This window comes from Sphingobium sp. RAC03, from assembly GCF_001713415.1.
GTDB lineage: Bacteria > Pseudomonadota > Alphaproteobacteria > Sphingomonadales > Sphingomonadaceae > Sphingobium.
In genome coordinates this window covers 951053-972551 of the sequence record NZ_CP016456.1, presented here as the reverse complement: position 1 = coordinate 972551, position 21499 = coordinate 951053, and the positions used below count along the sequence as shown (strand labels likewise).

General features: G+C 60.5%; 20 protein-coding genes and 1 pseudogene. 11 read left to right on the top strand and 10 right to left on the bottom strand.

Annotated elements, in window-relative coordinates; translation table 11 throughout:
- Both BSY17_RS09305 and BSY17_RS22175 read right to left on the bottom strand, forming a co-directional pair.
- Positions 1-2397, bottom strand: a complete 2397-nt coding sequence (locus BSY17_RS09305) for a glycosyltransferase (RefSeq protein WP_083217095.1) — start codon at positions 2395-2397, stop codon at positions 1-3.
- 360 nt (positions 2398-2757) lie between these two features.
- Positions 2758-2850 (bottom strand): annotated as a pseudogene (locus BSY17_RS22175) (IS6 family transposase); the annotation flags it as partial.
- A 303-nt stretch (positions 2851-3153) separates the two neighbouring features.
- Between BSY17_RS22175 and BSY17_RS09295 the strand changes: the two are divergent.
- From BSY17_RS09295 to BSY17_RS09275, 5 genes are read left to right on the top strand one after another with little or no spacing between them, the layout of a single operon-like run.
- Complete coding sequence (locus BSY17_RS09295) at positions 3154-3912, top strand: SDR family NAD(P)-dependent oxidoreductase (protein WP_037474088.1); 759 nt, start codon at positions 3154-3156, stop codon at positions 3910-3912.
- Positions 3913-3936: 24 nt separating this feature from the next.
- Positions 3937-5478 carry an FAD-binding oxidoreductase gene (locus tag BSY17_RS09290; protein WP_069065300.1) on the top strand — a complete coding sequence of 514 codons (1542 nt, stop codon included), beginning with the start codon at positions 3937-3939 and terminating at the stop codon, positions 5476-5478.
- Positions 5475-5894 carry a c-type cytochrome gene (locus BSY17_RS09285; RefSeq protein WP_237236480.1) on the top strand — a complete coding sequence of 140 codons (420 nt, stop codon included), beginning with the start codon at positions 5475-5477 and terminating at the stop codon, positions 5892-5894. Before BSY17_RS09290 ends, BSY17_RS09285 begins: the two co-directional genes overlap by 4 nt.
- Positions 5891-6412: a hypothetical protein gene (locus BSY17_RS09280; protein WP_069065299.1), complete on the top strand. Its 522-nt coding sequence runs from the start codon at positions 5891-5893 to the stop codon at positions 6410-6412. Before BSY17_RS09285 ends, BSY17_RS09280 begins: the two co-directional genes overlap by 4 nt.
- Positions 6409-6783 (top strand): VOC family protein, encoded by a 375-nt coding sequence (locus BSY17_RS09275; protein ID WP_069065298.1) that lies wholly within the window; start codon positions 6409-6411, stop codon positions 6781-6783. Before BSY17_RS09280 ends, BSY17_RS09275 begins: the two co-directional genes overlap by 4 nt.
- A 253-nt stretch (positions 6784-7036) precedes the next feature.
- Here the strand turns inward: BSY17_RS09275 and BSY17_RS09270 are convergent, their stop codons facing one another.
- From BSY17_RS09270 to BSY17_RS09245, 6 genes are all read right to left on the bottom strand, one after another.
- Positions 7037-9355 (bottom strand): TonB-dependent receptor, encoded by a 2319-nt coding sequence (locus BSY17_RS09270; RefSeq protein WP_069065297.1) that lies wholly within the window; start codon positions 9353-9355, stop codon positions 7037-7039.
- A 322-nt stretch (positions 9356-9677) separates the two neighbouring features.
- Positions 9678-10190, bottom strand: a complete 513-nt coding sequence (locus BSY17_RS09265) for a nuclear transport factor 2 family protein (protein ID WP_069065296.1) — start codon at positions 10188-10190, stop codon at positions 9678-9680.
- Positions 10191-10215: 25 nt separating this feature from the next.
- Positions 10216-10617, bottom strand: a complete 402-nt coding sequence (locus BSY17_RS09260; RefSeq protein WP_069065295.1) for a nuclear transport factor 2 family protein — start codon at positions 10615-10617, stop codon at positions 10216-10218.
- A gap of 13 nt (positions 10618-10630) precedes the next feature.
- A complete protein-coding gene (locus BSY17_RS09255) occupies positions 10631-11134 on the bottom strand; it encodes a DUF3237 domain-containing protein (protein ID WP_069065294.1) in 504 nt (167 codons plus the stop codon).
- Positions 11135-11147: 13 nt separating this feature from the next.
- Positions 11148-11897 (bottom strand): SDR family NAD(P)-dependent oxidoreductase, encoded by a 750-nt coding sequence (locus BSY17_RS09250; RefSeq protein ID WP_069065293.1) that lies wholly within the window; start codon positions 11895-11897, stop codon positions 11148-11150.
- Between the two features lie 20 nt (positions 11898-11917).
- On the bottom strand, positions 11918-12307 hold the full coding sequence (locus BSY17_RS09245) for a nuclear transport factor 2 family protein (protein WP_069065292.1): 390 nt from the start codon (positions 12305-12307) through the stop codon (positions 11918-11920).
- 98 nt (positions 12308-12405) lie between these two features.
- Here BSY17_RS09245 and BSY17_RS09240 point away from each other — a divergent pair, with 98 nt between their 5' ends.
- Together BSY17_RS09240 and BSY17_RS09235 are read left to right on the top strand one after the other, a co-directional pair.
- Complete coding sequence (locus tag BSY17_RS09240) at positions 12406-12798, top strand: nuclear transport factor 2 family protein (RefSeq protein ID WP_069065291.1); 393 nt, start codon at positions 12406-12408, stop codon at positions 12796-12798.
- Between the two features lie 47 nt (positions 12799-12845).
- Complete coding sequence (locus tag BSY17_RS09235; protein ID WP_150125762.1) at positions 12846-13391, top strand: MarR family winged helix-turn-helix transcriptional regulator; 546 nt, start codon at positions 12846-12848, stop codon at positions 13389-13391.
- Between the two features lie 6 nt (positions 13392-13397).
- On the opposite strand, the gene BSY17_RS09230 is transcribed toward BSY17_RS09235, so the two are convergent.
- Positions 13398-14612, bottom strand: a complete 1215-nt coding sequence (locus tag BSY17_RS09230) for a multidrug effflux MFS transporter (protein ID WP_069065290.1) — start codon at positions 14610-14612, stop codon at positions 13398-13400.
- A gap of 41 nt (positions 14613-14653) precedes the next feature.
- The gene (locus BSY17_RS09225) at positions 14654-15151 is read right to left on the bottom strand and encodes a nuclear transport factor 2 family protein (RefSeq protein WP_069065289.1); all 498 of its coding nucleotides are present in this window, start codon (positions 15149-15151) and stop codon (positions 14654-14656) included.
- A 96-nt stretch (positions 15152-15247) separates the two neighbouring features.
- On the opposite strand from BSY17_RS09225, the gene BSY17_RS09220 reads away from it, so the two are divergent.
- The 4 genes from BSY17_RS09220 to BSY17_RS09205 are packed head-to-tail and all read left to right on the top strand — an operon-like array spanning position 15248 to position 21497.
- Positions 15248-16162 (top strand): SDR family oxidoreductase, encoded by a 915-nt coding sequence (locus BSY17_RS09220; protein WP_069066879.1) that lies wholly within the window; start codon positions 15248-15250, stop codon positions 16160-16162.
- Positions 16150-18369: a PQQ-dependent dehydrogenase, methanol/ethanol family gene (locus tag BSY17_RS09215; protein ID WP_237236478.1), complete on the top strand. Its 2220-nt coding sequence runs from the start codon at positions 16150-16152 to the stop codon at positions 18367-18369. Before BSY17_RS09220 ends, BSY17_RS09215 begins: the two co-directional genes overlap by 13 nt.
- A gap of 18 nt (positions 18370-18387) precedes the next feature.
- A complete protein-coding gene (locus BSY17_RS09210) occupies positions 18388-20010 on the top strand; it encodes a GMC family oxidoreductase (protein ID WP_069066877.1) in 1623 nt (540 codons plus the stop codon).
- A gap of 2 nt (positions 20011-20012) precedes the next feature.
- Positions 20013-21497, top strand: coding sequence for a carotenoid oxygenase family protein (locus BSY17_RS09205; RefSeq protein ID WP_069066876.1), 1485 nt, complete (start codon positions 20013-20015; stop codon positions 21495-21497).
- Positions 21498-21499 lie beyond the last annotated feature (2 nt).

Genomic DNA, 21499 nt, shown 5'->3' with positions numbered 1-21499 from the left:
TTACAATCCCAGCTCTTGCAAACGACGCTCTTGGGCGCGGATCACCGCTTCAGTTCCATGGTTGGCAATGATTTTGGCTCGTGCGCGTTCCAACATCTCATCATTGTCGTTCGCGTCATCTACGGCCTTCCTCATCTGCCAGGCAGCGTGGGAGATGTCCGGGTCTGCCCATACCTGGCCTGCCGCGAACGGATAATCGCCGGCCTTTAGTTCTTTGAGCTTATATTCGACCGGATAGCCGGTGTCGGTTGTCACTAGGTCGGTCGTGGCCGAGTAGTCCGTCGCGATGACGGGCGTGCCAAGTGCCATAGCTTCGGCAATAAGCAGCCCCAACCCTTCGCTGCGGTGCAGGGACACAACGCAATCGGCAGCCTGCACCAATCCGAGCATCTCGGCGCGGGTTAGTTCCGCTTCCAGGATATGCACGTCTAGGCTATTGTCTATTGCATCGCGGATACGCTTCAATTCGTCCGGTACATGATGCGAGTTCACGCATTTTATGACCAGAGAAACATGGTCGCTATAATAAGTTCCTTTGAAGGCTGCACTGAAAGCAGCGATGACAGCTTCAGGATTTTTCCGACTTCTGAATGAAAGGAAGTCGAAGGAGAAAAGGAAAATGAAGCGTTCCTCCGGCAACCTCAAGGATTTACGATCAAAGATTTGTTCAGTCGTAAAATCAAGCGAGACAGGCATGTGGATCACCGGCTTATTTGTCTTCATGACAAGGCCCGATTGGATGAATCGGGAAGGAGCCCATATCTCGTCGACATGATCGAAAGAGCTAATCCAGGCATCGGGAAAGTCGGCAAGTTCCCAAAATGGCATTGCAACGCGATATGCGTCGTTCCCTAAGCGGTCGTTATAGCTGCTCTGCACCAACGGCAGTTGATCGGCATTGATATTAAATAGGTGCAAACGACCGCCCGGCTTATCGCTCAAGAAGGCCTCCACCTCCATGTTAGTGCGCGAAGAGGCGACATTCAGATCAATGTCCATGCCATCAACCCGACGACCGGAACCGGCAAGAGATTTAAGGGTCAGTCTTCCAACCTCACCCACCCCGGTGTTGGCCGTGAGGTAACCAATAACGGATATGTCAGTGTCTGAAGAGTGGGCTGCGGGAGGACGATTCTTCCGCTTCCATCTGCGTGCATTGCTGACCCGCTCTACGATTGCGTGCGTAAGGCGAGGATCAATGCCCGATTGGTGGCTATGCCGAACGAACCATTGAGAAAGGCCAGTTACGCCCGACGCCGTGGTGAGATCGTACGTGGCTCGCAGATAGTCTGATGTCTGCCAAAGGGCGTGCATGAGATTAGTACATACTAACCCGTCGGGAGCCTCCGCTGTACCTAGAGAGGGCTGCTCCAAATAGCTTTGGAAATTTTCAAATGGATTTCCGTCCCATGTAAGATGCTGATTTCGAAAATAGTGGCGCACGAATGTTGGTATCTTCGCTCCACTTTTGAAACAATCGTAGACATAATTTGCCTTTGGAGTGGAATATAATCCATTTCTCTTCAGGTCATTCTTATAGTCATGCAGCAGGCTTATTAACGCATCGCCATTATTTTCAGAAAACATTGTCGTATGCTTGGAAAGCTGTTGAGAATTCCGAGGATCATATCCACTAAAGTGGAAAAATATAAGTGGCTCTCCATCCATCAGCCAATCTTCGTCACCATCTTCTTCGAGATATCGTTGGAAGAGGTTCCAATAGGCAGCATTAAGCGTCGTATTACGCAAAATAGCGACATCAGGAAGGAAGCCAGGAACCAAATCCATGAACTTCTGGTCCACGAAGATGCCGTCATTTTGGGCATTGATGCACTGGTATCGCAGACGGCGCGCCCACCAGCGCAGTACCTCTTCGACGCCTTCGCTGCGGCGGAACGCGGCGAAGCCCAAATTGTAGATCCCGGCGCGCATAATGGTAATGTCATCAGGCGGCGTTGTTGTCTCGGCAGGTTCCGTCAGATGAGGCGTGAACACCGCCCGCGCTCCGGCATCGAGAGCGTCGAAAACAGGCGTGATTTCGCGATATACTTTGATATCTGGATCGAAATAGACAACCCGATCATAGTTCTGCTCAAACAGATGCAGAAACATATACGGCTTGGCCGCCGTGTTCATCTCCATAATATCGTACCGAAAAGCAAAACCGGGAAAATCGGGTATTCCTAACTCGGATGCTTCCAAAATCTGACACTTCTCAGGGTAGAAGTCTTTTGCCCCTACCTTGGCATCGGCGAGGCAGAGAAAGTGATCAGCGTCAGGATGTGCCGCGACTGATGAATTTATCAGCGTGCGAGTATATGGCATGTAATTATTTGAGCTGATCGTGAAAATCGCTGTTCGATTATTATTTTCAACAGGCATTGTACCGCGCAACATCCCTATTCCTTAAATTGAGCGCTCGGTCGATCGCCTCGTGCTCCGCCGGGGGTAACGAAGCTCCTCGCGCAAAGCAACGGCGGAGCGCGCCTCGATCTAGATAGCGAGCGGAACCGGCCACCGCTGCGGCCTTAACGGCACCTTCTCGCTCATTATGCCCACTTCTCAAGATATTGCTATTCATTCAGGTCAAGGCTCGTTGATAAGAGCCAGAAGATCAAGATGCCTTGAGGCGTTTGTGGTGTGGTCGGGCGGTTCGGGGATCTTCGGCCAGGAATGCGTGGCTTGATGCCCTTTGACGCAAAGCATCATTGAACTCGTCGGCGTCATGGCCCCTGTCGGCAAGCAGCCATTGCGTCTGCAGATATCGATGCCGCGCTCGAAGATCAGGTCTTCTACGCACCGCAGGCTAAGCGGGTAGCGGACATACATCAGCACCTCCAGCCGGATCACTTTCTGTGACGAGTGGAAATCACCTCACTCCATCTGCAGCCTCCAGCTTCGCTTTGCTCAAGCTCCACCGATATGGCGGTGATGAGCGTAATATTCACTACCAACTAGCCGGTCTGCTTGGTGGGGGCAGATCAGATGAGCGTTTCTTCTCGGCCACTGCGCCTTGTGGATCAGGCAGAAAATCTCTCCATGAGGTCATGTCTGATCCTGACCGGCCACCTCGCCTTGACACACATGCGCCCTTTCACATACTAACGATCGTTATCAAAAAAGAGTCGGCGATGACCGAAGGAACGAGGCGAGATGGATCCCAGGGGCAAGCTTGCGGTCATTACTGGAGGGGCGTCTGGATTAGGCGCTGCGCTGGCTGCGAAACTCCAGGCGGAGGGCGCGCGGACGGTCGTGATGGACGTTCACCCACCGGCCGATGCCGGTTCGCAATTTCTGGCCTGTGATATTACGGACGCGCAGGCTGTCGAAAAAGCGCTGGACGGCCTGGACGGCGCGATCGGCATTCTGGCTAATTGCGCCGGGATCGGCGGCCTCGGTCTGATTGCGACGCCGGATGCACCGGGCAATGCCGCCGATTTCCGTAGGGTGCTGGACGTCAACCTGATGGGGGCCATGCATGTGACGCGCGTGGTGGCGCACCGCATGATCGGCAACGCGCCTGACAGCGCGGACGGCGAGCGGGGCGTCATAGTGAACGCCTGCTCGATCGCGTCGTTCGAGGGGCAGGAGGCCATGGGCAGCTATACCGCGTCCAAGGCAGCGTTGGCGGCGCTCACGCTTGTCTGGTCGCGCGATCTTTCCCGGTACGCCATTCGGTGCGTCGGCGTTGCGCCCGGCTTTTTCGATACGCCGATGACGGCCCATTTGCCGCCCGATCTGGTGGAGGAACTGGTCGATGGTGCTGAATTCCCCAAGCGCGCCGGGCGCGCCGAAGAGTTTGCAGACGCGGCGCTGTTCCTGATCCGCAATCCTTACATCAATGCCGAGGTGCTGCGTCTCGATGGCGGGGCGCGGCCACCGGCGCGCACCCGCTGGACGGCTCCGGCCTGATTTGACCTGAAAGGCAGTTCCGACATGCAACCGCTCGACCCCGCCATAGCCGCCGCCGCACGCCAAGCCTTCGCTGCGATCGTCGGCGTGGACCATGTGTTTTTCAACGAGGAGGATCAGCTCTCCTATCAGGACAAGTTCGCGGTAGATGATGCCCTGCATCATCCCGCCGGTGCTGTCGCGCCAGCGACCGTCGAGGAAATCCAGGCGATCCTGAAGGTGGCAAGGGAGCGCAAATTGCCGCTCTGGCCGATCAGTCGCGGCAAAAATTTGGGCTATGGCGGCAGCGCGCCCTTGCTGGCGGGATCGGTCATTCTCGATCTCTCGCGCATGCGGAAGATCGACTATGACGAGGCCAATGGCACCGTTTTGCTGGAGCCGGGGGTCAGCTTCTACGATCTGTATGATTTCCTGAAATCGAAAGGCATGAAGCACTGGCTGTCGGTGCCGGGCAATAGCTGGGGGTCGGTGCTGGGCAATGCGCTGGATCGCGGCGTTGGCTACACGCCTTATGGCGAGCATACGACCAAGATTTGCGGCATCGAGGCGGTGATGGCCGATGGGATGGTTGTGCGCACCGGCATGGGCGCGCTCGATGGCGCGCCGACATGGCAGCTCTACAAATTCGGCTTTGGCCCATCATGGGACCAGATGTTCGTGCAGTCGAACTTAGGCATCGTGACCAAGATGGGCCTGTGGCTGATGCCCGCGCCGGAATCGCTGATGGGCATGGATATCGAATTTGAGCGGCCAGAGGATTTGGGTCCGCTGGTCGATGCGCTAGCGCCCTTGCGGCGTGAAGGCCTGCTCCAGCAATCGCCGACCATCGGCAACTGGCTGCGCGCGGCGGCAACCCTTACGACGCGTGGCGAGTGGACGGACAAGCCCGGTGCCCTGTCTGACGAGGTCATCGCGGCGATCCGCAAGAAGTTCAATGTCGGCTGGTGGGGCGTGAGCCTGCGCCTTTATGGCCGCGAGGACATGAACAAGGCGGCCTATGCGGTGCTGGAGCGGGAGATGGGCAAGCTCAAGCCGATGAGCCTGCGCCCCACGACCTGGAAAGCCGGAGAGCCGATCGAGGCGACCGGCTGGACCGGCACGCCGCTGACCTTTCCGATGCAGAATGCGAACTGGCATGGCGGGCGCGGCGGCCATATCGGCTTTTCGCCGATCCTGCCCCAATCAGGCAAGGCGGCACTGGCGCAGTTTCAGCGCACCTATGCCTGTTACAAGGAGTTTGGCATGGATTATCAGGCGAGCTTCGCCTTTGGCGAGCGCCACCTCATCAATGTGAACGCGGTGCTGCTGGACAAGGATGATCCGGCGATGATGAAGCGGGTCGATCCTTTCCTCAAGCGGCTGATCGCGGATGCCAAGGCGCAAGGCTATGGCGAGTATCGCACCCATCTCGATTATATGGATGCCGTCGCGGACACGTATGACTTCAATGGAGGCGCGCTCGCCAAGCTCAATCGCACGGTGAAGGATGCGCTCGATCCACAGGGCATCATCGCGCCGGGCAAGAGCGGCATCTGGCCCACGTCGATGATGGGAGCGAAGGCATGACCGGCATGGGCGTGGGCGCAATGCGGCGGGCAGGGATGTTGATCCTGCTGGGGTTCAGCGCGTGCAGCAGCGGCGCGGACAACAAGGCTGTCGCGACCGAGCAGAGCAAGGGGCCACCACCCATGCCGGCGCCAGAGACGATATCATCCCGGCCCAACGCCGGGCCGGGTGAGCGGCTGTATCTGGACAAATGCGCCATGTGTCATGGCCCCGCTGGCATGGGCACTGGCCTGCTGGCGCGGCGGACGGAGCAGCCACTGCTTGAAAAGCGCACGGACCTGACGTCCGAATTCGTCATGCAAGCGGTGCGGATGGGCATCGGCAATATGCCCGCAATCCCACGCGGCGAGGCGAGCGATGCGGAACTCAAGCAGATCGCCGATTATCTTTCGGCCGAAAAGGGGAGCGGGCAATGATGCCGGTGTCGAGGCGCGGCCTGGTTGCGGGTGCCGCCATTGCCGCGGCCGCCGCTGCGACGCTGCGTTCGCCCGTGCTGGCCCATGAAGGGCAGCCGGTGCTGCTCTATGATACGAGTCTCGCTGCAAGCGCGCGCTTTGCCGCCCATGTCGGCAGGCTGGGCGGGTCGGCTCAGCCGATGGACGGCGACCGCGTGCGCCAGGTGCAGGCCTTGGTTGAAACAAGGCCAGCCGCCTTCTTCGGCGTATCCCGTCAGGCCGATGCGGTGATGGTGAGCGAGGTTGCACAGGAGGCGGGCTATCGCCGGATTTCGCTGATCCAGCATCGCGTCGCAGGCGATATGGTGCCGATCTGCGCGCCCGAAGCGACATCGCTTGCAACCTTGGCGCGGCTGGCTGGCGGGCGCTGGCCGGAGGCGTTTGCGGAATTGGCCATTGGTGGGATCGAGCGATGCGAGCCGCTATCCTATGCCAGTGCCGCCGAGCCGGCTTTCAGCTGGGTGCTGACGCTGCGATGAGCGCGGGGCAGTTCAGCTTCATCAAGCTGTACGTCGCCGATCTCGATCCCATGATCGCTTTCTATACGGCCGTTTTCGATATGGCGGTTCATATCCGCATCGATGAGGCCGATTTCGAGGAAGTGCTGCTGCGGCAGGATGGCCATGGCTTCATGCTGGGTCTGCTGGACTGGAAGAGCGGTGGAAATGGGGATGAGCGGCCAGCGGCGGGCGTCATCGGCTTCGTCACGCAGGATGCCGATGCTGCTGTCGCGCGGGCGATCAAGGCCGGGGCGAGGATCAAGCGCGCGCCCTTCAATATTCCGGGCACGCGCGTCGCGCTGATCGATGACCCGGAGGGGCATGAGATCGAATTGGTGCAGTTTCTCTAGAGTATGATGACTTTAAGTCGCATCACTCCGTTCGCCCTGAGTAGGGGCTGAGCTTGTCGAAGACCCGTATCGAAGGGTCGGCTGCGCTTACATCCTTCGATACGCCATTTCGACTTCGCTCAATGGCTACTCAGGACGAACGGTTCTGAGTAAAGTCATCACGCTCTAGCCCTGCCGCCTGACAGTCCCCGGCCAACAAAAAGAGCGCCCCGGCCAATGTGGACGGGGCGCTCTTCATTCGCCGAGCGGCGTGTCAGAATTTGCGCTTCACGCTGAAGATGATTTCGCGCGGACGACCGGGCTGCCCATAGGCATTGCCTGATTGGGCGAAGCGGTCATATTTGTTCACATAGTAGAATTCGTCGGTGAGGTTGGTAGCCGCCAGCGCCGCTTCCCACGCATCGTCGGGCGTGCGGTAGGTCAGGCGTGCATTAAGCAGTCCGCGCGATTCCACGCGGCCGAATTCGAAGTTCGGGATATTGTTGGGGATCGTGGTTTCGAACTTCGATTGCCATGTATAGTCGAGGCGCGGCGTGAGCGAGCCATGCTTGCCCAGGTCAACCTCATATTGCACGCCGGCCGCATATTTCCACTTCGAGACGAACGGTGCCTCGGTGGTTCCAGGGATGATGCCGCTGCCCAACGCCGCGCTGGTGAAGCGGAAATCGGTATAGCTGACGGAGCCGTCGATCGAGAGGCCGGGCACGGGCCGGGCGTCAAATTCCAGTTCCAGACCGTCGATCTTGGCGTCGCCGATGTTCCGGGTGGCCGAACAGAAGGGGAAGCCGGGCGGGCTGATGTCGGGGCAGCTCGACGTGAGCCCCTGATAATTTTTGTAGCTATTGTGATAATAGGCGCCGTTCAGACGCAGCTTCCGATCAAGCCACATGCTCTTGAAGCCGGCTTCATAGCTGGTCGAGGTTTCCTGTTCGAACGGAACCAGCTGTTGCGCGAGATAGGGGCGCGGATTGACGCCGCCGCCCTTGAAGCCCGTCGCCACCTGCGCATAGAAGCGCACGTCCGGCGCGACCTCATAATCCACAGCGACGCGATAGTCCCAGCGTTTGCCGGCAAATTCACCGACAAGACCATCGAGCGAGGCGACGCGGGGATCGGTCGGCAGGCCGGGGATGGGGCTCATGCGGCGGAATGTGTAGCTTTTGTCTTCGTCGGTATAGCGAATGCCGCCGGTGATGTTGAGCTGATCCGTGGCATGAAGGACGCCATGCAGGAAGGCGGATTTAGACGTCTGCTTGAACGGGTCGTCATAGAAGAAATCGAGACCCGCGACGCCGACCTGGATACGCCCGCTCTGGTTGCTGTCACCCTTATAATAATAAACGCCCGTCGTGACATCGAGCAGATCGCCGAAGTCAGCGGACAGGCGAATTTCCTGCGTAAACTGTTCGTGCAGGAAGCCGCTCGCGTTGTTCGAGATATCTTCGGGCGAATTGTCCGCATCCCAGGAGCTGGCACCCTTGGCGTAACGATAGGCCGTGATCGACTTTAACGAAAACATGTCGGACAGGGTGATATCGAGCGTGTTGGAAACGCCCCAGCTGCGCAGATTGCTCTGACCCTTGTTGGTATATTGATTGGCTGTGCCGGGAAGACCGGTGTAATTGGCATAGCTTGTATAGCTGTTTGGCGCGGTGAGATAATTGCGACCACCAACGGGAGGAAGGAAGAGCGCCTTGCCCGGCGATGCTTCCGAACTGTCCTGCGTGAAATCGGCAATCAGATTATTCTCGATCCTGTCGGATGCGATCCAGCGCAAGGCGCCGCGCACGGCATAGATATTCTGGCCGCCCTCCGTGCCGATCACGCAATCATCGGCAGGCGAGGCGAAGGTGCCGCCGGGTGCCGGAACCCCGGTAACGCAGCCATAGTCCAACCGCTTGAAGAAGCCGTCGACATGACGGGCCAGGCCGGAGATGCGCGCATAGAGCTTGTCTTGCGCCAGGGTGATGTTCGTCGCGCCGCGCAGGCCCACGCGGTTGAAGGAGCCGTACAAGGCTTCGACATAGGCATCGGAATCATCATCGGGACGGCGGGAGAAGAGCTTGATCGACCCGCCGATGGAGTTTTTGCCAGACAGCGTGCCTTGTGGGCCGCGCAAAATCTCGATGCGGTCCAGATCCACCAGATCGAACGCCGCACCCGAACTGATGCCATAATAGACGTCGTCGATGTAGATGCCGACGCCGGGTTCATTGGGGAACTGGAAATCCGTGGCGCCGATACCCCGGATGTTGACGGCCGCGGTCTGTGCGCCGCCGCCCTGACCACCAGCGGAGAAGGTGACGCTTGGCGCGCGCTGCGCGACGGACTCGACGCTGGTCTGGCTGCGTGCTTCCATGAGCGATGCGTCCACGGCCGTAATGGCAAGCGGCGCTTCCTGCACGCTTTGATTACGGAACTGCGCGGTGACGATGATATCGCTAATACCCTGATCATCGCGCGCGGGTGCGGCCGCATTTACCTCCTGAGCCAGGACAGGCGTGGCGATCGACAAGGCCATCGCACCAAAGGCAACGCCGAACCGGACCGAGAGCAGCTGATTTTTAGACATATTTCCTCCCCAATGCCTCAAGGGAGTGCCTGCATTGCCGACTACCCTCATGCGGCGGATCAGGGCTTATTGCCACCGTCATCGCTGCACGCGGGTAAGGTCGGACACCCTATGGCAGACCTCTCCTTCACTCGACTCTAGCCCGCGGAACCGCTTGCTGGTCATGCAATAACCATAACGAACGTTATCAATATGAGCAATAGCAAGAATGATAATAATATCGTTCGTTATTATTAATTGTATCGATTCTGTACGCCCCGTTCCCACTTCGAGATTGACGATCGTGATGGATGCGAGGCTCGGAATGGCCAGGGGGCAAAAGCTAACGCCCGATCTTATTGTCGTTGGGGTCGAGTTTCAGCATGTCCGCGCTCTTCATCGCGGGATCCCAATGTTCGACGATCCTGCCATTTTCGATGCGGAACAGGTCGAACCAGCTCGTGTGATAGCTGTTGCCGTCACCGTCTTTCTCGGTGCGGACGAAGGTGAAGTTCACCATGTCCCGCTCGGCGATGATCGATACCAGCGGCAGTTCGATGTGCGGCAAAATCTCGCGCTGTGGGCGTGATCCGCGAATGAAGGCCTGCAAGGCTTCGACGCCGCTCACCACATTGGGGTTATGCTGGATGTAGTTGGGCCCGATGAAATCCGGTGCGCGGTCGGCATGGCCCGCTTGCAGCACGGTGCGATACATATCGTAGCATAGCCGTTTGTTGGCGGCGAGAACGGGATCGTCGCTGTGCAGCAATTGCGCGTGATCGGCTGCGATAACGGGCGCGGTCTGGCCGTCGGCCGCGTCGATGGCCGGCTTCAAATTCGTGATGCGTTCGCTCATGTCATGCTCCCCTGTTATATTGCGATCACCAGGGCTTGGGCCATTTGCGGGTGTCGTCCCAATGTTCGACGATCATGCCATCTTCCAGCCGGAACATATCGAAGGCATGGCCTGTATAGGTCGCGCCCGGAACATTTGGATCTTCCTGCTCCTGCTCCCAGATCAGCACCACATGATCGCCCTGTGCCACGGTGCGGATCAGTTCCTTGTGACGGGGCGGATTGAAGTCGGCTGGCGTATCCTTGATGATGTCGACCAGCCGCAGCAGATGCTCCCGGCCTGAGGGCATGTTGACATTATGCTGGATATAGCCGGGCGCGATGTAGCGCAGAACCGCCTCGCGGCTCCCTTCGCGGATCACCTTTTGCCACATGTCTATGACGATGCGGCTGTTGCGTTCTTCGAGCGTTTCCTCGGCGGTGGTCATGGCGATCTCCCCGTCAGGTGAGCGCGTAGTAGCGCAACACATTGCCGTCGGCGCGGCGCTCGCCGACGCCAACGAAGACATGTTTGGTCAGCCAGTCATGCTTGCCGACCGAACATTCGAAACTGGGGTTGCCGCGCAGATAATAGTCCTGCTGCGCGACTGGCTCGCCCTCTCGAAAGGCCCAGTCGCGCAATTTCTCCATCGTGTCGGGCTTGCGGCCCCACAGGAAGCCCCGATTGTTGAGGAGGATCAGCGTGCCATCCTCCTCCTCCAGCATGTAGCGCGCATCGAACACCGCCACATCGTCGGGCCGGAAATAGGCATAGTCGCCGCCGGACCCCGGCACGGCCTTGCCGCGCAATCGTGGCCCCTCAAAGGTGCCGCTTTCCACATAGACCGCGCTGCGCGTGCCGCCCCAGGGGCTGTTCGCGATGGTCTGGACGCGCGGGAATTGCAGCCGCACTTCCATCGCAAATTCCAGCTTGGGGTTGTCGATCGTCGAAAAAATATTGTCCATTGCGCTATATCCCTCAACCCAGTTCCAGTGTGCCGCCATCGACGAACAGATTGGCGGCAGTGATGAAGCTTGCATCATCCGATGCGAAGAACAGTACGGCACGGGCAACCTCTTCGGGCCTGCCCATGCGGCGCATCGGTATGGCATCGATCATCTGTTCGCGCAGCCTGTCCACCGCGTCTCCGGTCAGGCCAGGGTTGCGATAGAGCAATGGCGTTTCGATGGGGCCGGGGCTTACCAGATTGACCCGGATGCCCTCGTGCACCAGTTCGCCTGCGATCACCTTGAGCGCAGCGGCGAGGCCACCCTTGGCAGCGGCATAGGTGGTGTTGCCGGGCACGAAGGCATGGCCGCCGATTGACCCTGTAACCACGATGGATCCGCCAGCGCCCATCAGCGGCAGTGCCTTCTGGATCGTGAAGATGCAGCCGCGCAGATTGACGGCGTGAACAGCGTCCCAATCCTGCGGCGTAATGTCGCGCACGGGCGCGAAACCGCCGACGCCCGCATTGGCGAAGAGGATATCGAGCCGCCCATGTCGCGCCTTGATGGCGGCGATCACCGGGTCCAGACTTGCCAGATTCGCGACATCGGCCCGGTAGCCCGTCGCGCCCGCGATGCTGGCGACGGCGCTGTCGATCGTCGTCTGATCGCGCCCGGTGAGGTGGACGATGCCGCCCTCCGCCGCAAAGGCCTGGGCGCTCGCCAGCCCTATGCCGCTATTGCCGCCGACGACCAGTACGACCTTGTCGGTAAAGCGCATGGGTCTTCTCCTGTCCGGGGTCAGAATGGCGAGTGGGGGTTGGGGCTGTCTGCAGGCACATCCTGCATCACATCCCAATGCTCGACGATTTTGTCGCCCGCGATGCGGAAGATATCCATGACGGCGAAGCCGGTGTCTCCCGGCCACCGACAGACATGATAATGGACGATCACATGATCGCCATCGGCAAAGCGCCGCTTGATGTCGTGGGTGGCGTTGGGGCTTTCGGCCCGTACCTTGTGCAGAAAGGCTTTGAGCGGTTCGATGCCGGTATCGACCAGCTGATTGTGCTGGATGTAATCGGCCGCGATATAGCGATCGGCAGCGTCGGCATCGAAGGGGATCAGGACATGATCGAACATGTCCTGGACCAGCTTCAGGTTGCGCTCTTCCTGCAGCGTTCTGCTCATTGCACCATCCTCTCACGGCGCGTCTGTGCGGCCTCTTGCTTAAACGGTAACGATCGTTATTAAATCGTGCAAGATCAAAATGGGGTGAGGAGAGGGTGATGGAACGCGCAGAGTATGAACACTATGTGCAGGCATTCAATGATCGGGACTATGACAAAGTCCTGGATTTCTATGCGCCAGACGCGCGGATCGGCTTCTTCGGCATCGATCTGAGCGACCGGGATGCCTTCAAGCGTTTCTACAGCTTCCTCCACAGCTATGTGAAGGAGAGCGTTGTCATAGAAAGGTTCGCCAGCAGCGACGAACTCGTCGCGCTGGAGGGGATCGTCCGCGTCGAAGGGTTGCGCGATCTGACTGCCGATGTGCTAAAAGCGCAAGGATTGGAGCAGTTCATGCCCATCGCCAAAGGCGAGGTTCAGAACATGCGGCAATATATTCATTATCATCTTGCGGATGGAAAATTCACCAGCGTCGGTTGTACGATGGCATGATGGCGGGTGGTTGACTCATGAACACCCAGATGTGTTAGGCGAGACATATGTCGAAGAATATTGGACGCAAAACATCCGACGCCATGGATAAACCACCGACGCCGCAAGCGCGCGAAAGCGCTTCGGCCGACGCGCTGCATGGCGTGCTGAAGCTTGCCAACAAGTTGATGGCTCCCTTTTCGACCTATCTGGAACATCGGCACAAGATCAGTCTCAACGAATTCCGCCTGCTGATGCTGATTGGCCGCTTCCCCCATTCGGCGAGCCATGAACTGGTCGAACTGACGGGCGTGAACCCCATGAGCGTTTCACGCGCGGTAGCGGCGTTGCAGAAGCATGGCCGTATCATGGTGGACAGGGACGAGACGAACCGACGCCGCAAGACGTTGAGCCTGACCGCGGAGGGCGAGCGGCTGTACAAGGCCATGCGGCCGCAAACCGATTCCGTTGCCGACTATCTGGTTTCGGCTCTGAAACCGGCGGAAATCGCGAACTTCAACGCGATGCTCGGCAAGCTGATCGACACGCTGGAGGCGCGGGACGAAAATGGGGTTTCGCTGTTCCTGGAGCGGACCAAGCCGCCTGAGGAATAGAGGCGCTCATTCCTGACTGGGGCGCAGCATGGCCATTGCCGCCAGCACCAGCAGGAAGCCCCCCGCCAATATGCTGACAAGCGGGAGGATGGTGAAGGAGGGGAAGAGCGAGACCGCACCACTCCCGGCGGCTGTAACCCCAAGCTGCAGCGTGCCAAGCAGTCCTGCGGCGGCACCGGCACCCTGATCGGATGCATCAAGCGCGGAAATAGCGGCAGGCGTCAGCATCAGGCCTGATACCGCGAAGATCAGCATCGAATAGCTTTGCACCATAGCGAGCGGTACGTCCCCGCTCGTAAGTGCCGCGAGCGCGATGGCCCCCGTCGCCACGGTTGCGATCAGCACGACGATCGTGACCAGCCGCCGCACGCCGAGCCGTCGCATGAGGCCGGGCGCAAACTGTGTCGCGATGATCGAGACGATGGCATTCAGTGCCAGCAGCAGGCTGTATTGATGCGGTGTCAGCCCATAGCCCTGCGAGAAGAGGAAGGGCGCGGCAGTCACGAACGCGAAGGGAATCGTCGTCGCCATGCCCGCGACGAAGGCCCAGGCGACGAAGGCGCGCTTTGCCAACAGGTAAGCGCAGGCTTGCAGGATCGATCGGGAAGCGACGCGACGGGCGGGCGGCAATGTCTCAGGCAGGAACAGCGCCACGCAGAGCAGCGCGACCGATCCGGCGCTCGCCAGAATGACGAACAGTCCCTGCCAGGAAGTCGCCCGGAGCAGGTAGCTGCCAGCAAGCGGCGCAAGCACGGGCGATATGCCGATGATGAGGAAGGTGAAGGCCATCAGCCGCGCGGCGTGGTGGCCACTATGCTGATCGCGGATCATCGCCCGCACGCTGGAGGTGCCTGCGCAGGCGCCCATGCCTTGCAGAAAGCGCAGCGCGATCAACTGGTCGATATCATGTGCCAGAGCGCAGCCCAGGGAGGCCGCCGTGAAAAGGGCGAGGCCACAGATCAAAGGCCGGCGCCGACCGAAGCGATCACCGAGCCAGCCGAGCGGGATTTGGGCGATCGCCAGCCCCAGAAAGAAGGCGGAGAGCGAGCGCTGCACCGCGCCGCTATCGGCCGCCATCGCCTGCGCCATGTCGGGCATGGCGGGCAGATAGAGATCGATCGCGAACGGGCCGAGCGCGGAGAGCAAGCCGAATGCCAGTCCCATGAGCAAGGAGGGTCCGGCTGCGGCGCTCGATGCGCCGCCGCTCCTGATGATCGTCATCCTATATTCCCCGCCGTCTTATGTCGGTTGTCGTCGCTCGCTCAGCGCTTGATGATGAGCGAGTCGGGGCGCTTGCGCGGCACCCATTGCCCACGACCGGGGAAATTCTTGAGTACTTCGCCATCCCACAGGCGCACGGTGCGCTGCTGGAAGCGCCACTGGCCGTCGGTGTCCTGCACAGCCAGATCATCATACCAGCCTGCAAAGCGCAGCAGATAAGGCGGCTCGCCGTTGCACTCTGTCACGAAGGCGAAGCTGCGCATTTTGCAACTGCCGTCCTCCTGCGGCATATATTGCACCTGCGTCACATGATGCTGGCGACCGGGAAAGCCAGCGGCGTTGCGATAATGTTCGGCGATGCCGCGAATGCCATCATGGCCTTCCCACACATCGGGTTCGTCGAACACTTCCTCGCTCATGCGCGCGTCCGGCGTGAAGCAGGCGACCAGCCCCTCCACATCGCCCGTATCGAGCGCCCAGCTATAGGCGGCGATCAGATCCTGCAGGGCGATACGGTCTTCGATTGCTAGCGATGGCAATTTTCTTTCCTCTCCACTTCAGCACATGTTGACGCGATACTAACAATCGTTACTATCAAATGCAACGACATTGCAAAAGTCAGTGAGGGGATGGCCATGGGCAAGATCATCGTAACCGGAGCGTCCGGCTCCTTTGGCGGCGCTGCGGCAGAGCTATTACTGGCGACCTGTGCGCCGGAAGACCTCATATTGCTTTCCCGCACACCGGCCAAGCTCGCGCATTTTGCGCAGCGTGGTGCAGATGTGCGTCATGCGGATTTCGATGATCCTGCGACGCTCGCTGTCGCGATGCGGGGTGGCGAGCGGATGCTGCTCATCAGCACGGCGCGCGTGGGATCGCGCGTCGGCCAACATCGCAATGCGGTAGAGGCAGCCGTCGCGCAGGGCGTACGGCATATCGTCTACACATCGCTCATCTCGGCGGACCAGCCGGACAATCCGGCGATCGTGAAGAATGATCATCGCGCGACGGAAGAGATTATCGAGGCATCGGGCGCGCAATGGACGCATCTGCGCGATAGCCAATATGCCGAGGCGGTGGCGACGGCGATGGCCATCCCCGCGTTGCTGGCCGGGCACAAGCCGGACAATTGCGGCGACGGCAAGGTGGGCTTCGTCAGCCGGGATGATTGCGTGGCAACGGCTGCGGGCGTGCTGACGCAGGATGGGCATGGCAATTGCGCCTATGACATCACCGGGCCGGACCTGATCTCGATCCCCGAAGCGATGGCGATGGTGACCGAACTCTCCGGCAAGCCCATCACCGTCGAGCAAGTCGATGACGAAGCGATGTTTGCCTATTTCGATTCGCTCGGCGTGCCGCGCCATGCCTCCGACATCATGCCGGAGGGGCCGATCCCCTGGTCGAGCGATGATATGGTGACATTCGGCCAGTCGATCCGCGAGGGCTATTTCGGCCGACTGAGCGACACGGTCGAGCGCATCACGGGTCGCAAGCCCAAATCCCTGCGCGAGGTGATGATCGCGCATCAGGCAGCGTGGCCCGTCTGATGCTTGCGATCGTCAAGTCGCTGCGTGGCTTGTCCGCGCTGGTGGGGGTTGCGCTGGTGTCGGCCTGTGCGGGCGGTGCCTCGTCGGAATATGGCGCGGGCGATGATTGGGCTTTCCCCGGCGGCGATGTGCATGACAGCCATTTTTCGCGCCTGACCGACATCGAGCCTGGCAATGTCGCCAAGCTTGGCCTGGCCTGGAGCTATGACCTTGGCACCAATCGCGTGCAGGAGGCGACCCCCGTCGTGATCGATGGGGTGATGTACACCAGCGGCAATCTGGGCCGCGTCTATGCACTGGATGCTGCCACCGGAAAGCCGCTCTGGACCTTCGAGCCAGTCGTGGACATGCAGGTCAATCGTGCCGCTTGCTGCGATCAGGCCAATCGCGGCGTCGCTGTGGCGGGTGGCAGGGTTTTCGTCGGGTCGCTTGATGGCAAGCTGTATGCGCTGGAGGCCAAGACCGGCAAGACGCTTTGGTCGGTTGATACCATTGTCGATCATGACCGTGGCTACACCATTACCGGCGCGCCCGATGTGGCGGGCGATCTGGTTGTCATCGGCAATGCTGGCGCAGAATATGATACGCGCGGCTATGTTACGGCCTATCGCGTGAGCGATGGGACGCAGGCCTGGCGCTTCTTCACCGTGCCGCGCGACCCCGAAAGCGGGCCGCAGGAAAATCCTGAACTGGAAGACGCGCTCAAGACTTGGGATCCGAAGAGCCGCTGGGACATTGGCGGCGGCGGCACGGTTTGGGATGCGATCAATTATGATCCCCAATTCGACACCGTCTATATCGGCGTGGGCAATGGCGGTCCTTATGCGATCAGCCGTCGCTCGCCCGCAGGCGGCACCAATCTTTACCTCTCCTCCATCGTCGCGCTGGACCGCAAGACGGGCCGGGTGAAATGGCATTATCAGGAAACGCCGGGCGATAGCTGGGACTATACCGCGACCCAGCCGATGGTGCTGACGGATATGGAGATTGACGGCAAGGTCCGCCCGGTCATCCTGCACGCGCCCAAAAATGGCTATCTGTTCGTGCTGGACCGGGAGACTGGCAAGCCGCTGCGGATCAACGCGCTGGTGCGCACCAATTGGGCGAAGGGCTTTGACCTCAAGACCGGCAAGCCCAACCTGACCCCGGACGAGTCCGAATATTGGAAGGGGCCGAAGATCATCTTTCCGGCCTCGGCAGGCGCGCGGAACTGGTATCCGCCTGCTTATGATCCGGCGCGAAAGCTCTATTTCGCAGCCGTGCTGGATATGGGCAATCTGATGTTCACGGTTCCGCCGGACAAAGCGAATGATCCCCGGCGGCCGCGAGCGTTGAACGTCGGCACCAGCCTGATCTTCACGCCGCAATTGCAAGATGTGTTGCCAACGCTGCCGCCGCCGCTGCGCGCGCAGGTCGAGGCGCTGCCTGCCTGGAAATGGGTGAAGGAAAAGCCCTTTTCGTCCGAGCTGCGGGCGATCGATCCGCTGACGGGCAAGTCCCGCTGGACGGTGCAGATGGAGGGATGGCAGGATCGCTCCGGCGTGTTGTCGACAGCCTCCGGCCTGATCTTTCACGGCACGATCGGTGGCAAGTTGATGGTGCGCGATGCCGACAGCGGCAAGCTGTTGAAGGAAATCCAGACCGGCAGCTCGATCATGGCTGCGCCGATGACCTATCGGGTGAAAGGCGTGCAATATGTCGCCGTCGCGACCGGCTTTGGCGGCGGTGGCTGGTCCTATGTGCCGAATTATTCAGCCGCTTATCGCAATGGCAATGCCAATCGCATTCTGGTCTTCCGCATCGATGGCGGCCCGGTGCCGCAACCTGAGCCGCTGCCACCCACGGAGGTTGCGTCGCAGCCGCCTGCGCAGTCGGCGGGCGTCACGCCTGCGGTGTTGGCACGAGGGCAGGGGCTGTTCTTCGAGAATTGCGCGATCTGCCATTCCAACCAGCTGCGCGCCAATGTGCCGGACCTGCGCCGGATGCAGCCCGGCGTGCATGATGCCTTCCAGCAGATCGTGCGGGAAGGGCTGCTGCTGCCCAATGGCATGCCACGGTGGGACGATATTCTCACCGCTCAGGACACAGCGGCCATCCATGCCTGGCTGATCGCCGAGCAGGGCAAGACGCGCGCGGCCGAGTTGAAACTCAAGGCGGCAGGCAAACCGCTCGACGCGCCCAGTGCGGCGATCATGTCCAGCTTTTAAGGGAATGAAGGCCGTATGATGCAAGAACCGGACATCATCGTCGTGGGCGGCGGATCGGGCGGTGCTGCAATGGCCGGGCGGCTTGCCGATGGCGGCCTGACGGTGACGCTGGTCGAGGCCGGGCGCACGGATCGACATTATCGCTCGCGCATTCCTGCGCTCACCAGCGCGGTGGTGCAGAACCCGGAGTTCGACTGGTGCTATCAGGTGGAGCCTGATCCGACCTTGGGCGGGCGCGCCGATATCTGGCCTGCGGGCAAGCTGCTGGGCGGCGGCAGTGCGCTCAATGGCATGATGTTCATTCGTGGGCATCGCTGGGATTATGACGAATGGGCGCGGGAAGGGGCGCTGGGCTGGGATTATGCCTCCGTCCTCCCCTATTTCCGCCGGTTGGAAGATAATGAGCGTGGCGCGGATGCTTGGCGCGGCACTGGCGGGCCGATTGCTGTGTCGGAAGGGCGGGCGCGCTATCCCATTACCGATGCGTGGATCACGGCGGCGCAGCAGGCAGGCATTGCGCGCTCAACCGATCTGAATGGCCAGCAGGCCGAGGGCGTCGATTATGTGCAGGTGTCGCAGCGCAGTGGCACGCGCTGCTCGGCTGCGCGCGGCTATCTGCATGAGCGCAAGGGCGGCAATGCGCCGCACATCCTGCTTGAGGCGCAAGTGCTGCGCATCATCGTGGAGGATAAGCGGGCGACTGGCATCGTCTATCTGCAGGATGGGCAGGAGAAGCGGTTGGCGGCGCGGCATGGCGTGGTGCTGAGCGCGGGCGCGATGAACACGCCGCGCCTGCTGATGCTGTCCGGCATCGGCCCCGCCGATCATCTGCGCGCGATGGGCATCGATGTGGTTTGCGACCGGGCAGGGGTAGGCGCCAATCTGCAGGATCATGTCGGCACGCATATCGTGAATGATGTCGATGCGGTCACGCTGAACCGTGATGCGAAGGGGCTGCGCGGGGCGTGGCAGGTGATGAAGTTCGCGCTGGCTCGCAAGGGGGCGCTAACCACGGCGATCGGCCATGCGCAGGCTTTCGTGAAGAGCCGGGCGGATTTGCCCGCGCCCAATCTCCAGATTTCCTTTGCGGCCTTTGCCTTTGATTTTGACGAACAGGGTCGGCTCATGCTGCGCCCGAACCCGTCAATCTCGACGCTGGTCGGCCTGATGCGGCCCCGGAACCGTGGGCGGATCACGCTGCGCTCTGCCGACCCGCTGGCACCACCGGTCATTGCGCATCAGCAGTTGAGCAGCACGGATGATATCGACCAGATCGTCGAGGGCATTGGCATTGCGCGGGATATTTTGCGGCAGGCCGCTATGGCGCCCTTCATCAAGGGCGAGTTGCGGCCCGGCGCGGCGATGACGGACCCGGCGCAGTTGCGCGATTATGTGCGCATGGCGTCGATCCCGCTCTACCATCCCGTCGGCACGGCAAAGATGGGGCGCCGCGACGATCCGATGGCGGTGGTCGATAGCGACCTCAAGCTGATCGGCGTGGAGGGGCTGTGGGTTGCCGACGCGTCGATCATGCCGACGCTACCGCAGGGCAACACCAATGCGACCGCGATCATGATTGGCGACAAGGGCTCGGATCATGTGATCCGCACGCTGCGCAAGAACGAACATATAGGAGGATGATAGTGGCGAACTTCCCGAAAACCATCCACTTCACGGGACTGAATACACCGGTCGGCATCGAATGGTCGGCGCGCAATCTCGATGTGATCGGGGACATTCCCGCCGAGGTGGATGGCGCGTTTTTCCGCGCGGTGCCCGATCCTGCCGTGCCGCCCATGTATGCGGATGATATCGTGCTGTCGGGCGATGGCATGGTTGCCCGCTTCGCCATAAGCGGCGGCAAGGTCGATTATGCGATCCGCTATGTCGAGACCGAGCGCTATCGGCTGGAGCGTGATGCGCGGCGGGCGCTGTTTGGCCAATATCGCAATCCGTTCACGGATGATCCCGCCGTCGAGGACAAGGACCGCACCGTCGCCAATACCACGCCGGTCTGGCACGCGGGGCGGCTGTTCATGACCAAGGAAGATGGGCTTGGCTATGAGATCAATCCGCATACGCTGGAGACGATCGGGCGCTGGAATTATTACGGCGCGCTGCGCTCGCAAACCTTCACGGCGCATCCGCGCATCGATCCGCAGACCGGCGAGATGTTCTTCTTCGGCTATGAGGCGGGCGGCCTATGTACCAAGGATGTGGCCTATTGCATCGCGGACAAGGACGGCAATCTGACTAGCGAGCAATGGTTCGAGCAGCCCTATTGCTCAACCATTCACGACTTCGCGATTAGTGAAAAATACGCGATCTTCCCGATCTTCCCGACAACCGCCGATCTTGAGAGGCTCAAGGCTGGCGGCGCGCATTGGGCACATCAGCAGGAGTTGGAGAGCTGGGTCGGCATCATGCCGCGCTATGGCAAGGTGGAGGAGATGCGCTGGTTCCGCGGACGCCCTGGCATTTCCGCTTTTCATCTGGTTAACGCCTTTGACGATGGCGATCTGGTCCATCTCGACCTGTGCCTTTCGGACACCAATGCGTTCGGCTTCATGCGCGAGGCCGGGGGCATCCAGCGCGATCAGCGGGAGATTGGCGGCGGGCTTACGCGCTGGACCTTTGACATGAGCAAGGATGGCGAAAGCTATGCGGAGCGGGTGATGGGGCCGCCCGGCGACATGCCGCGCCTGCGCGATGTCGATCAGGGCCGGCCTTATCGCGCGGCCTGGTATATGAGCATGAACCCCCAAGGCGGACCACCGCTGCCGGGTGGTCCTGTGGGCGCGGCCTTCAACGCGATGTTGCGCATCGAGCCGGGCAATGGCCGGATCGACATGATGCCGCTGGATTTCGGCATGGCGATCAGCGAGCCGGTCCACGTCCCCTCGGCCACGCCCGATCATGATGGCTGGCTGCTCGCGGTGGTCGATCGCCAGAGCGGGGAGGATATGTTCCAGTCCGAACTGTGGATCGTCGAGGCCGGGGATATCGCCAAGGGGCCGATTGCGCGCGTACCGATGCCATTGCCGATGCGGGCGCAGGTGCATGGCAGTTGGGTATCCCGCGCGCAGATTGATGGCGCGCGGGTGCAACAGGCCGAGCGTGTGGCCTGAAC